Origin of the sequence: Halorubrum californiense DSM 19288, from assembly GCF_000336875.1 — an archaeon.
GTDB lineage: Archaea > Halobacteriota > Halobacteria > Halobacteriales > Haloferacaceae > Halorubrum > Halorubrum californiense.
The window spans coordinates 94,862-107,951 of sequence record NZ_AOJK01000036.1; the positions used below are offsets into that span (position 1 = coordinate 94,862).

Genomic DNA, 13,090 nt, shown 5'->3' on the forward strand with positions numbered 1-13,090 from the left:
CGTTCCTCAGACCATGGCCAACGAGGACGCCGAGCGGTCCGCCCCCCGATCCGGTCCCGAGGGCGATCGATCGGCGTCCGACGCGGTAGAGGCGGACGCGGAGGACGTGACGGACGCGGAGGACGTGACGGACGCGGAGGACGTGACGGACGCAGAGGATGCGGGTGCGGCGGCGGACGCGGACGCAACCGAATCGGACGCGGACACAACTGAACCGGACGCGGACACAACCGAATCGGACGCAGAACCGGTGGAAGGACCCGAGACAGACGTTCCCGACGACGGGACGTCCGAACTCCCGCTGTCCGGCGAGCGGGACGGAACGAGCGACGGCGAACCGGTCGTCACCGATCGGTACACTTGGCGATCGCTGCTCGCGGAGCGGGGACGCGAGGACGCCGCGGAGCGGGTGTACGCCGACGTGCCGGACGCGCCGGTCGTCCCGGCGGACGCCGTCGCGCTCCACCGGCCGAACGGCGTCGACCGGGTCGTTCGCGCCCCGGGCGTCGACGAGCCCTTCGAAGCGGACGGCGAGACTGACGTCCCCGGTCACGGTACCCCTGAACGGGGCACGCTCGTGGTCGGCACCGACGCCGTCGTCCTCGACGGCGCCGCCGTCGTGCCGACCGGTGAACGTCGGGCGGCACCCCCGGCGACCGGTGAGGGCGACGAAGGCGGGGACGACGATGCCGAGTCGGACCAGGTCGAATCGGAGACTGACGGGGACGAACCGGAACCGGACCAGAGTGAACCGGAGCCGGAAGAAGCCGAGACGGAACCGGAAAGCAACGAGACTGAGCCGGACCACGGCGTCTCCGGCGTCGTCGTCGCGTCCGGCGAGGACGTCGAGTCCGTGCCGTCGCGCGCGCCGACGCCGGAGGAGTGGGATCGCGTCGACTTCGATCCGGCGGCGCTCCTCGGGTTCGCCCCGAGCGAGACGGAGTACCGGTTCCGCGCGGCCGCCGCGGTCGGCGATGTCCTCTGGGACATGTGCGCGGCCCGGTACGACCCCTACTCGGTCCCCGTGTTGAAAGGGTACTACACGTGGGACGACTACCGCGAGGAGTTCTTCCTCGACGAGGACGGGAACCCGCCGACCGAGGAGAACGAGGAGGGCGAGGAGGAGCCGCTCTCGTTCACGCACGAGGACAAGACCGAGGCGCTCGGCTTCGACCCGGACCGAACGGAGGAACTGCTCGGCGCGGGCGGCGAGGCCGCGGCCGACCTCGCCGACCTCGTCGACGAGCGGACCGTGGACGTCAACCCGGAGGTCGACGAGGACGCGTTCTTTTCGACCGACGAGGGTCACACCACGCTGACGAACCGGTACGACCTGGAGAAGGCGGTGCCGATGCCGAAGAAGACCCACTTCCGCGAGGAGGAGCGCTACTGGGTGAACAAGCCGTACGCGTTCGTCATCGTCTTTCGGTCGCGGAAAGAGAACGAGGCGAAGTACTACGCCGTCCAGCCGTACCGGACGGAGATCGAGACGGACCTCACGGAGTTCCTGACCGGCAAGCTCCGGACGTCGATCAAGTACGCGGACGAGTCGATCGCGGGCGGCGACGAGGCGTTCCGCGAGGAGGTGATAGTCGAGGAGGCGCGCACGCTGCTCGACCGCTACGGGCTCTACGAGGACGACGGCGAGGAGCGGGGGATCGCGGACGCGCTGGTCGACCGGTTCGGCGTCGACCCGACGGAGGGGATCGCCGGCCGGATCGCGGAGTCGCTGGGGTACGAGCCGCCGATCGAGTCGCCCGACGACCCGCCGAAGATCAGCGCCCGGCCGGAGCCCGCGGTGCTCGCGGAGGACTCGCGGACGCTCTCCGCCCACCATGTCGAGAAGCTGCTGTACTACCTCAAGCGCGACTTCGTCGGCTACGAGCGGATCGACCCGATCAAGTACGACATCAACGTCGAGGACATCTCCTGTGACGGGTACGACTCCCCCGTCTTCGTCTACCACTCCGAGTACGAGCAGATCATCACCAACGTCTACCACGGCACCGACGAGCTGGACGACTTCGTCGTGAAGCTCGCACAGCGCTCCGGGAAGGGGATCTCGAAGCGCCGGCCGCAGGTGGACGCCACGCTCCCGGACGGCTCGCGCGCCCAGCTCACGCTCGGCCGCGAGGTGTCCGACCACGGGACCAACTACACGATCCGCCAGTTCAACGACGTTCCCTTCACCCCGATCGACCTGATCAACTGGAAGACGTTCTCGCTCGACGAAATGGCGTTCCTCTGGCTCTCCATCGAGAACCACAAGAGTCTGATCTTCGCGGGCGGCACCGCGTCCGGGAAGACGACGAGCCTGAACGCCGTCTCGCTGTTCATCCCCTCGAACGCGAAGATCGTCTCCATCGAGGACACCCGCGAGGTGGAGCTGCCCCAGCGCAACTGGATCGCCTCCGTCACGCGTCCTTCCTTCTCCGACGACGACAAGGGCGACATCGACGAGTTCGACCTGCTGGAGGCCGCGCTCCGCCAGCGTCCCGACTACATCGTGATGGGCGAGATCCGCGGCGAGGAGGGCCGCACCGCCTTCCAGGTGATGTCGACCGGCCACACCACCTACACCACGTTCCACGCCGACTCCGTCGGCGAGGTGCTCAAGCGGTTCACCACCGACCCGATCAACGTCTCGAAGACGATGTTCACGGCGCTCGATCTGGTCTCCATCCAGACGTCGACCCGCGTTCAGGGGAAGAAGGTACGCCGGAACAAGTCGATCACCGAGATCAACCACTACGACGCCGAGAACGACGAGATCAACGTTCAGGACGTGTTCCAGTGGCAGGCGGAGACGGACGAGTTCCTCCAGATGGGCGACTCGAACACCCTCGAAGACATCATGTTCGACCGCGGCTGGAGCCGGGCGACCCTCGACGAAGAGCTGCGCAAGCGACGGGTCGTGCTGGCGTACCTCATCGACCGCGGGCTCAACAGCTACGCGCAGGTGGCGGCGACGTTCCAGGCGTTCATCAACGACCCGGAGACGGTCCTCGCGCTGATGGCCAACGACGAGCTGGAGCGCTCGCTGGAGGACCTCCGCGAGATGGAGTCCGTGCTGATCAACGTCGACCGCGAGAAGGAGGAGCTGGTCCCCCGCCCGACGCCCGACGACGACGGCGAGACGGAGGCCGCGGAGATACTCGACGCGGCGGAGGACCTCTTCGAGACGTACCGCGGCGAGGTGCCCGACTCGGTCGCCGACGCGCTCTTGGAGATGACCCACGCCGCCGACGTCGAGGCCGCCCCGGCGGGCGACCGCGAGGCGCTCGCCGAGACGGCCCGCGAGGCGGACGCGGCGTCCGGGAGCGCGGCCGGCCCGGAGGCGGCGACGGGGGGCGAGCCCGCCGCCGCGGACGCCGATGCGCCCGACGCTTCCGCGGCCGAAGCTGGCCGGTCTGGCGTCCAGTCACCGGACCCCGCACACGGCGACTTCGAGGGCGTCTCCGAGGCGGCGGAGACGCCCGCGGGCGACGGATCTGGCGATCAAGACCGGATCGATTTCGAGGAGCCGTTCGACGAGGGGGTCGACGTACTCGCGGCGCCCGAGGGGGGGCCGGAGAGCGGCGCAGCGCCCGATACCGACGCGCCCCCCGACCCTGACGCGGAACCGGCCCCCGACGTGAGCAGGGGATTCAGCGCGGCGGACCCCGTCGCCGACGAGGCCTCCGGCGAGGTCGACGACGAGGGATCGGCCGGGGCCGACGGAGAGATCAACGAGGGGAACGACACCGAGGAGACGGACGAGGCTGACGACGGATCGGCCGAAGAGATCGACGACTGGGGGTTCGACGCCGTCGAGCCCGCGGAGGACGGGTGACCCCATGCCCGCCGTGAGGGCCGCGCCGTGAGCCTCGACGTGGACGCGGGCGACGGCGGCGTCGACACGAACGTCCTCGCGGAGCTGTGTTACCCGGTCTTCGAGCTCTTGTTCGACCCCGAAGGTGACCTCGTCGCGGACGTCGAGCGCAAGCTGGCGGAGGCGCGGATGCCCGACCAGGTCGAGATGTACGTCTCGCTGGCGCTGGCGGTCGGACTGATAGTCGGCGGGGCGCTGTGGGCGCTCGGCACCTTGGTCGGCTACGGCGTGTTCTCGCTCGGTCTGATAGCTCCGGAGGCGCTCTCGCTCGGCATGCCGGCGCCGACGCCCGCGATCAAGGAGCTGCTCCGTTCGCTCGTGGTGCCCACGGCGGTGCTACTCAGCGGGCTGATCTTCGGCTCGATCGGGTTCGCGATCGGGTTCGGCGGCCTCGTCGCGGTCCCGTACTCGCGGGCCTCCGCGCGGAAGCGGGAGATCAACCTCCTGCTCGCGGACTCCGTGTCGTTCATGTACGCGCTCTCCGTCGGCGGGCTCAACCAGCTCGAGATCCTGCGCGCGATGGCGACCGCCGAGGACACGTACGGCGAGGTGTCCCGCGAGTTCCAGAGCATCGTCAACGAGACGGAGTACTTCGGCACCGACTACCGGAACGCGATCCGCCAGCAGTCGATGGAGACCCCCTCCGACGAGCTCTCGCAGTTCCTCGCGGACATGCTCTCCATCGTCAACTCCGGCGGCGACATGGAGAGCTTCCTGAAGGACAAAAAAGAGAAACACCTCCGCACGTCGAAACAGGAGCGCGAGATGACCTTGGAGACCTTGGAGCTGTTCGGCGAGATGTACATGACGCTCTCGCTGTTCCCGCTCCTCCTCATCATCATCCTCGTCATCATGGGGATGATGGGCGAGGCCGACGACCGGCTGCTGTACGCGACCGTCTACCTGCTCATTCCCCTCGTCGGCGCCGGCTTCCTCGTGTTGGTCTCGACGGTGAAACAGGACGAGCCCGGCGACGGCTACCTCCAGCCCGACGGCGGGAGCGAACGGCTCCGACAGACGAGCCAAGAGGGGCTCCTCCACTTCGGGCTCGTGGAGGCGTTCGTCGGGAGCTTCGGCGTCTTCGACCGCATCCGCGACCGCGAGGGGACCCACAAGACGATGGAGATACTCTCCGCGCCGCACCTCTTCCTCCGCGAAAACCCGCTGTACACTCTCGCGTTGACCGTGCCTGCGGCGCTCGCGCTCGTCGGCATCGCGGTCGCGTCCGGGTCGGCGCCGACGACGTTCGACGGGTGGGTCGCCCGCCCGGTGTGGTCGGCGTTCGTCTGGCTCTACGTGCCGCTGTACGTCGTGTTGATCCCGCTGGGGATCTTCTACGAGTGGCACCAGCGCTCGCGCCGGGCGGTGACCGGGAAGCTCTCCGAGACGCTGCGGAAGCTCTCCTCGGCGAACGACACCGGCCAGACGCTGCTCGAATCCGTGCGCACGGTCTCCGAGACGTCGACCGGAAAGCTCGCTGACGAGTTCGAGGTGATCCACGCGAAGGTGAACTACGGGATGAGCCTGCGGGACGCCCTCGTGGAGTTCAACAACTCGTACGCGGTCCCGCGGCTCGCGCGGACGGTGAAGCTGATCACGGAGGCGCAGGAGGCCTCCTCCCAGATCACGGACGTCCTGACGACGGCCGCGCAGGCCTCCGAGAACCAGGACGACATCGAACGCGAGCGGAAGTCCCGGACCCGGATGCAGGTCGCGATCATCGTGATGACGTACATCACGCTGCTCGGCGTGATGGCCATCCTCCAGACGCAGTTCATCGACGTGATGGGCGACTTGGTCTCACAGAGCGACGGCGGTGGGGGAGCTGGATTCGGCGGCGGCGGGGGCGGCGTCGACCCCGATGTCCTCTCCATGCTGTTCTTCCACGCGGTGACGATCCAAGCGATCCTCTCGGGGTTCATCAGCGGCTACATCCGCGACGCGGAGCTGATCTCCGGCGTGAAGTTCGCCGTGATCCTGATGACGCTGGCGCTGGGGGTGTGGATCTATGTCGGATGACCGCGCGCAGACGGTCCTCGACTTCGTCGTCGGGATGTCGGTGTTCCTCGTCGCGGTCGGGTTCACCTTCGCGTTCGTCCCGTCTCTGTTGGAACCCTACGCCGTCGGCGAGGGGGCGACGGTCATCGTCGCCGAGCGCGGCGCGGCGCGGCTGGCGGAGTCGTCGCTCGCCGCGACCGGCTCGACCGCGACGCTGTCGCACGCCTGTACGCTCGCGTTCTTCGACGGCGGTGACTCGCCGGACACGCTCGGCGAAGGAGACTGCGCGTGGACGGCGAACGCCGACGACCTTCACGCGGAACTCGGCGTCGACGACCTGCGCGGACTCAACCTCACCGTCACGCAGCGCGGGACCGTCGCGTCGCTCAACGCGACCGGCGACAACGTCTCCATGCGCGCCGGGCCCGCGCCGCCGAGCGGGACGAGCGTCTCGGCCGCGAGCCGCATCGTCACGCTCGACGACCCCGAAGACCCGCGGGGACCGGAACCCTACCGGCTCACGCTGCGGGTGTGGTGAGATGTTCGTCGAACACCTCCCCGACGACCGGGGACAGGCGCACACCTTAGAGGCGTTCACGGCGGCGCTGCTCCTGGTCACCGGGCTCATCTTCGCGACGCAAGCGACGGCGGTCACGCCCCTCTCCGCGAGTACGTCGAACCAGCACGTCGAGAATCAGGCGGCGATTGCCGCACAGGACGTGCTGTCGACGGCAGGGGAGAGCGGTGACCTCCGGGCGGCGCTTCTGTACTACGACGAGGACGGATTCGTCAACGCGAGCGACGACGGTACCTACACGGGCGTCCCGCCGGAATCACACCCGCTCCACGACCCGTTGACCGAGGCGTTCGGCGACCGCCAGATCGCCTTCGACATCGAGGTGTCATACCCCGAGGACGGCGGTAACCGGACGGGAGACACTACGATGGTCAACATGGGGTCGCCGAGCGACAACGCGGCGACGGCGACCGCGCGCGTGGCGCTGTACGGCGACGACCGGTTCGGCGACGGCGCCGACAGCAGAGCGCTCGCGGAGAACGGCTCCGCGTCGTACTTCGCGCCGCCGGTCGACGAGGCGCGTCCGGAGGTACTGTACACGGTCGTGGAGGTGCGAATCACCGCATGGCAGATGTGAGTCTCCCCCGCCTCGGCGACCGCGAGGGCGCCGAGCGCGACGAGGACCGAGCCCAGATCATCCTGATAACCGGGCTGACGCTCGCGGTCCTCTTCGTCGCGGTCGTGCTCCTGTTGAACACCGTTATCTACACGGAGAACCTCGCGACCCGCGGCGCCGACGCTGGCGGCGCGGAGGCGATCGAGTTCCGCGACGGCGCGGTCGAGGACCTCGAGGGGATCATGTCCCGCGAACACCGGAACGTGAGCGACGGGAACGCCCGCAACGGCTTCAACGCGAGCGCGAGGACGTACGCCCGAGCCGTCGCGGACTTCCGCGCCCGCGACGGGGTGATAGCCGACGTAAACGTCACGAGGTTGGATCCGGGATACTTCGTCTACCAGAACGAGACGGACGCCGGCCTCCGCAACATGACGGACCGTAACGGCGCGGACGGCTGGACCGTCGCGGCGGGAGTCAACCGAACCCGTGACTACCGACTGACACTGAATTCCACGTCCCTCTCGGACGACGTGGACGACGCGTTCACCGTGGTGGCCGACGGCCCGGACGGGAACTGGTCGCTGACGGTGTCGAACGGGACCGCCGGCGCGATCAACGTGACGGTGAACAACGGGTCCGGAGACGTTCCGCGGACGTTCTCCCACACGGGGGCGAACGTGACGGTCGACCTGACTGCCGGGACGGTGGGTGACGAACGGTTTCCCCACCTCGACTGGGCCGAGAACGTCGAGAACGACGGTGAGTACGCCATCCGATATCGGAACGGCGACAGAGCGACCGGGACGTACGAGTTCGTCGTCGAGGACGCCGACGAGAGTACCTCCACGAACGTCTCGTCACGGCCGTACGTCGTCGAGGGAGTCTACGGCGTCAAGGTCGAGATACTCCACCGAACCCCAGAGCTGATGTACAGAGACGTAGTTCGGCTCGCGCCGGGTGAGTCCGATGCGTAACGGTCCCGGCGGGACGGACCGCGCCGTGTCGGTCACGGTCGGCTACGTCATGACGCTCGCCATCTCGACGCTGCTGCTCTCGGGGCTGTTCGTCGCCGGCGGCTCGTTCGTCGAGACGCAGCGCGAGCGCGCGGCGCAGGGCGAACTCACGGTCGTCGGCGAGCGGATCGCGGCCGACTTGGGGACCGTCGATCGGCTCGTCGCGAGCGCGGAGTCGCCCGAGAACCTCACGGCCAACCGGTCGGTGACGCTCCCGAACCGTGTCGCGGGGACCGGGTATCGGGTACGGGTGAGCGCGAACGGTACCGAGGGGACGATCGCGCTCGAAAGCGAACAGACCGACGCGACGGTCGAGGTCCCGTTCCGCACGAGAAAGAACGTCACGGTCGCGAACGCGACCGTCGACGGCGGTGACCTCCGGATCTGGTGGGATCGTGACGCCGACGGCGGCGACGGCGCAGTGGTGGTGAGGGGGCGATGAGCGGTCTCGGCGGCCGCGCCGCCCTTCGAAACGACGACCGCGGCGTCAGCGAGACCGTCGGGTTCGTGTTGGTGTTCGCGCTGATCACGACGACCATCGCGGTCACGCTCACCGTCGGACTCGGGGGCTTGGAGGACGTACAGCTCGCCGAGCGCGACAACAACGTCGAGCGCGCCTTCGACGTCCTCCACGACAGCTTCAACGACCTCGGTCGGGACGGTGTGCCGAGCCGGGCCACCGAGATCCGACTCGGTGGGGGTAGGATCGCGTTCACGAGCGACTCCTCGTATGCGATACGCAACGCGACGGGGGCGGTAATCGAGAATTCGACGACCGCGATCACCTACTTCGGCGCCGGAGACACTCGGATCCGGTACGAACACGGCGCGGTTATTCGGTCCGACGGTGAGGGGAGCATCATGCTTCACGAACCGGACCTCCTGTTCGGTGAGACGACGCTGATCAGGTTCGTCGACGTGAACTCGCACGGGAGCGACGGCGTCGCGGGCGACGGGACCGTCCTCGTCCGAGCCAGCTTGACCGGCGACCGCACCGCTACGGAAGTGACGGACGACGTGACGATTCAGGTCCGAGGTCCGACGGCCGACGCTTGGGCGCGGTACTTCGAGTCCCGACGCGACGGTTCCGGTCGGATCGATTCGGTCAATCTCACGGGCGACGAACTGACGGTCAACGTGAGCGTCTCCGGTGGGGACCGGCTCGTCGTCCACCGGACCGGCACCCGCGTCGAGTTCTCGGACTGAGTTGGTGGAACGGGGTTTGCGCGACCGACCGGAATCAGTCCGAGTCGATGACCACGCGGTGCGTGGAGACGTGGAGGTGACTCACCACGGGGACCGAGTCGCCTTCGAACGGTTTGCTGTCTCGGAGGGCTTCATCGTAGTGAAGCCGTAGTCTCCCTTCGTCGAACTCGAACGTATCCGCCGTGAACGACCCTTTGAACGTCATTGAATCCTCGAGAATCAGACGGCTTTCCGGTGCGTACAGCACGCCGGTGAAGTGGACACGGTCATCATCGCCGTCGACATCGACCACGCCCCCGCTCGAATACAGCCAGAGGTTTTCGGTCCGGTCCCGATACGCCGTAACGTTCGCTCCGTCGTCGAGGGTTACGTCACCGGTGTTGTACACGTCGAGGCGCGTTGTGTTCTGCGCGGTCGTTATCGACCCCGCATCGCCACCCGCGCCGTCGGTCTGGAGGGTGATCTCTCCATCGACGTAGAGGTTCGCGCGGCCGCCACCGATCGCCCGAACGGTACTCGTTCCGCTAACGTCCAGATCACCGTCTGCCAGTACGTTGACTTCTCCTCCGTCGGTATCGAGCACGAGTGATCCCCCGTCCTCGACGTCGAGATTCCCGGAGATGTTGAGCGTCGCTCCGCTTTCGACGGTGAGCGTGTTCCCGTCCGACACTTCGAGACTGTCGGTGACATGCGTGTTCGCGGTCACGTTCTCAGTCCCACCGCCGAAGGTGAACTCGTCCGTCTCGCTATCCATGTCTGTATCCCCTACCCCGTCTATTCGCTGCCTGATGGCTCCGGACACGGGATTCAGGCTGACGAAGTCGACGTTGGTCCGGGTCTCTCCGCTAACGTTTACTTTCTTTCTGAACTGTCCCGAGGGGAAATCGTCCGCTCCCATGAGCAGATCGCCGCGAATCCGGATCTCCTCCATTCTGCCGATCCCACCCTCACCTCTTCCGAACCCACCGTTGGTCCGGAATATCGCATTGTCATTGATGTTACCCGGACCGTACACACCGGAACTAGAATTGTAGCTGTCGGCGTCGATCCGTCTGATTCCGCCCGCGGCGATGTCCGCGCCGCCGACGGCGGAGGCACTCGTGCTGAGCGTCGGGTGAACGGTCTCCGTCCGGAGTCTGACCTCGACCGTATCCGTCGACAACCGCGTGACGTTCGCACCGGTTCTGGATTCGAAGAAGCGTTCCCATCCCTCGGCGTATTCGCTTTCGACGGTGATAGTGACGTTCCCGCCCAGAAGCGGGTTCGAGAGGTTCTCCGACTCGAACAGCCCGGCGGACCGTTCGGTACCTTTCTCTATAGTCGCCGAGTCCGTGAGGCGCTCCTCGCCAGTGACGGTCACCAGCGGGAGCGTGAGCGTGTCACCTCGGTAGTGGAACTCCGGCGGCGAGACCATCCACGCGCTGTCCGCGTTCGCGCGCCAGACCCCGCCACCCTGATACGCGACCACGTCGTCGCCGCGCTCGTAGACGATCGCTCCGAGGGTTGTCTCGTTCGTGTACGTCCCGCCTTCGGTCTCGACCTCGATCGCCATCTTTCCAGCTCCGTCATCGACACGTAGATCTCCGCGGCTGCCGCCGAACGAGACCCGCTGACTCGGCGACCCGCCGTGCGCGACGAGGCTCGCCTTGGAGTCGACCTGCGTCATCGCCCCCTCGACGCGCTGGAGGTCCGCGGTGCGCTGAGTGTCGTCGAGCGCGGCGCCGCCGAGCGCGACCGTGGTGCCGACGACCGCCACGGTCAGCCCCAACAGCAGCACCGTGCCGAGCACCTCGCTCTGGGCGCGCTCGGCCGCGGCTCCGCGCTCACCTCCCTTCATGCGGGCCCGTAAGTCTGGGCCGCTGATAAACGTGGACACCCGCGTATCAGTCGCGATAGCCCTGATCGACAGGGACCGCCCCCCCACCGGAGCGGTCCGACGGCGGCCCCCGCGGACGGGAGATATATCTCGCCGGCGTCCCTTCGGGCATCCGTGACCGAGCGACTCTACCTCGCGGACGACACGGTGACGGCGTTCGAGGCGACCGTCGAGCGCGTCCTCTCGGATCCGGACCGGCTCGTCCTCGACCGGACCCACTTCTATCCGACTGGCGGCGGGCAGCCGCACGACACCGGGACGATCCGGGTCGCCGACGGCGACGGAGACGCCCGCTGGCGCGTCGTCGACGTCGAGATGCGAGACACGGTGTACCACGAGGTCGAACCGATCGGCGGGGTGGGAGGCGCGGGCGACGGCGCGAGCGACGCGGACGACGCACCGGCCCTCCCGGAGCCGGGAATCAAGGTCGCCTGCGAAGTCGACGCCGAGCGCCGGGCGGCGCACTCGCGGTACCACACCGCACAGCACCTGCTGTCGGCGCTGCTGCTCGACGAGTTCGACGCGCGGACGACGGGAAACCAGCTGTATGCCGACCGCGCGCGCCTCGACGCCGAGTACGACCGGTTCACGGACGACGACCTCGACCGGATCGAGTCGCGGCTCAACGAACTCGTCGCCGACGGCCGCGCGGTGTCGAGCGACACGATGGACCGCGAGACCGCGGAGGCGACGCTGGACACCGACCGGACGCGGATCGACCTGCTCCCCGACTCGATCGAGGAGCTCCGGATCGTCGAAATCGCCGGCGCGGACGCCGGAGACGAGCCGTACGACCGCACCGCCTGCGCCGGGACGCACGTCGCGAACACGGCCGATATCGGGGAGGTCGTCGTCACCGGCCGAGAGACGAAGGGCCCCGACGAGGAGCGCGTCCGGTTCGCGCTCGCCGAACACGTCGACGCGGACTGACGGGCGCGTCGGCGCCGCGAGTGGGCGTCCGGTCCTCGCCAGTGATCCCGTCGTTTAAATACGATCCGCGGTAGGTTCGGGCATGAAGTTCTGCGACGAGTGCGGCTCCATGATGAAGTCCGGCGAGGGCGAAGACCACTGGGTGTGCGATTCCTGCGGCCACGAGATCGGACGCGACGACGGGGACGACGAGTGGACGACCCAGTCGCAGGTCGAGTCCGAGATCGTCGACGTGAGCGACGCGGAGGACAAGGGGCTCCCGACGACGACGGCGCAGTGCCCCGAGTGCGACAACGACCGGGCGTACTGGTACATGCAACAGATCCGCGCGGCCGACGAGTCCGAGACTCGGTTCTTCGTCTGTACCGAGTGCGAACACAAGTGGCGCGAAGACGACCACTGAACCCGTTCTCGTCCCCACCGGCTCTCCTCCGGCCGCCAGTCTCACCCCTCTCCCGTCGGCAGTTCGAATTCTCTCCCGTCGCCCGTCCGTTTTATTCCCGTCCGGAGTGACGCGGGACCATGGAACCGCCGGTCGTCCCCCGCGACCGCCTCGACGGTTGGACGCTCGTCGCGGAGACGACGGAGCGCCCCTTCGAGGCCGGCCCGGTCTCGGTCACGGCCGGGACGACGCGCTACGAACGCGAGACCCCGCCCCCGCGCCCCTTCTTTTTCGCGAGCCGACTCCGGATCTCGCCGGACGCCGGAGCGAACCCCGCCCTGACCCGACTCGTCGAGTCGCGGGCCCGCGACGGGTTCCGCGACCGCCTCGCCGACCGAGACATCAGCGACCTCGCGCGCCGCGACGAGCGACGCCTCGACCTCGACGACCCGGACGCGTCGCCCGCGACGCTCACCGTGTTCCATGGCCGCTGTGTGGTCGACGGGGAACGGGTCCCCGTGGAGGCACTGCTCGCGGTGTGGGAGGCCGGCGAGTACCTGCTCGCGGGCGGCGCCTACCCGACCGGCAACGGCTTCGAGGCGACCCGGCAGGACGTACTGGCGCTGGTCCGCGGCGTTCGGCCGCCGGACGCCGCCGCCGCCGAGCGCTCGGAGTAAC

At 68.1% G+C, this 13,090-nt stretch carries 11 protein-coding genes; 10 read left to right on the top strand and 1 reads right to left on the bottom strand.

Annotated features, from left to right (window positions below; genetic code table 11):
* The first annotated feature begins 13 nt into the window (after positions 1-13).
* From C463_RS07170 to C463_RS07200, 7 genes are read left to right on the top strand one after another with little or no spacing between them, the layout of a single operon-like run.
* Positions 14-3,832: a type II/IV secretion system ATPase subunit gene (locus C463_RS07170; RefSeq protein ID WP_008442397.1), complete on the top strand. Its 3,819-nt coding sequence runs from the start codon at positions 14-16 to the stop codon at positions 3,830-3,832.
* 27 nt (positions 3,833-3,859) lie between these two features.
* Positions 3,860-5,890, top strand: a complete 2,031-nt coding sequence (locus C463_RS07175) for a type II secretion system F family protein (protein ID WP_008442399.1) — start codon at positions 3,860-3,862, stop codon at positions 5,888-5,890.
* On the top strand, positions 5,880-6,407 hold the full coding sequence (locus C463_RS07180; RefSeq protein WP_008442400.1) for a DUF7287 family protein: 528 nt from the start codon (positions 5,880-5,882) through the stop codon (positions 6,405-6,407). Before C463_RS07175 ends, C463_RS07180 begins: the two co-directional genes overlap by 11 nt.
* A gap of 1 nt (position 6,408) precedes the next feature.
* Positions 6,409-7,023 carry a DUF7288 family protein gene (locus C463_RS07185; protein WP_008442401.1) on the top strand — a complete coding sequence of 205 codons (615 nt, stop codon included), beginning with the start codon at positions 6,409-6,411 and terminating at the stop codon, positions 7,021-7,023.
* Positions 7,011-7,979: a DUF7261 family protein gene (locus tag C463_RS07190; RefSeq protein ID WP_080510789.1), complete on the top strand. Its 969-nt coding sequence runs from the start codon at positions 7,011-7,013 to the stop codon at positions 7,977-7,979. Before C463_RS07185 ends, C463_RS07190 begins: the two co-directional genes overlap by 13 nt.
* Entirely contained in the window at positions 7,972-8,460 is a 489-nt protein-coding gene (locus C463_RS07195; protein WP_008442403.1) for a DUF7266 family protein, read from the top strand. The genes C463_RS07190 and C463_RS07195 overlap by 8 nt, the downstream gene beginning before the upstream one ends.
* Entirely contained in the window at positions 8,457-9,224 is a 768-nt protein-coding gene (locus C463_RS07200; RefSeq protein WP_008442404.1) for a DUF7289 family protein, read from the top strand. The genes C463_RS07195 and C463_RS07200 overlap by 4 nt, the downstream gene beginning before the upstream one ends.
* A 34-nt stretch (positions 9,225-9,258) precedes the next feature.
* On the opposite strand, the gene C463_RS07205 is transcribed toward C463_RS07200, so the two are convergent.
* Entirely contained in the window at positions 9,259-11,061 is a 1,803-nt protein-coding gene (locus C463_RS07205) for a DUF7289 family protein (protein WP_008442405.1), read from the bottom strand.
* A 153-nt stretch (positions 11,062-11,214) separates the two neighbouring features.
* On the opposite strand from C463_RS07205, the gene C463_RS07210 reads away from it, so the two are divergent.
* The 3 genes from C463_RS07210 (at position 11,215) to C463_RS07220 (ending at position 13,089) form a co-directional block, all read left to right on the top strand.
* The gene (locus C463_RS07210; protein WP_008442406.1) at positions 11,215-12,030 is read left to right on the top strand and encodes an alanyl-tRNA editing protein; all 816 of its coding nucleotides are present in this window, start codon (positions 11,215-11,217) and stop codon (positions 12,028-12,030) included.
* Between the two features lie 82 nt (positions 12,031-12,112).
* Positions 12,113-12,433, top strand: a complete 321-nt coding sequence (locus C463_RS07215) for a transcription factor S (RefSeq protein WP_008442407.1) — start codon at positions 12,113-12,115, stop codon at positions 12,431-12,433.
* Between the two features lie 119 nt (positions 12,434-12,552).
* Entirely contained in the window at positions 12,553-13,089 is a 537-nt protein-coding gene (locus tag C463_RS07220) for a DUF6517 family protein (protein WP_008442409.1), read from the top strand.
* Position 13,090 lies beyond the last annotated feature (1 nt).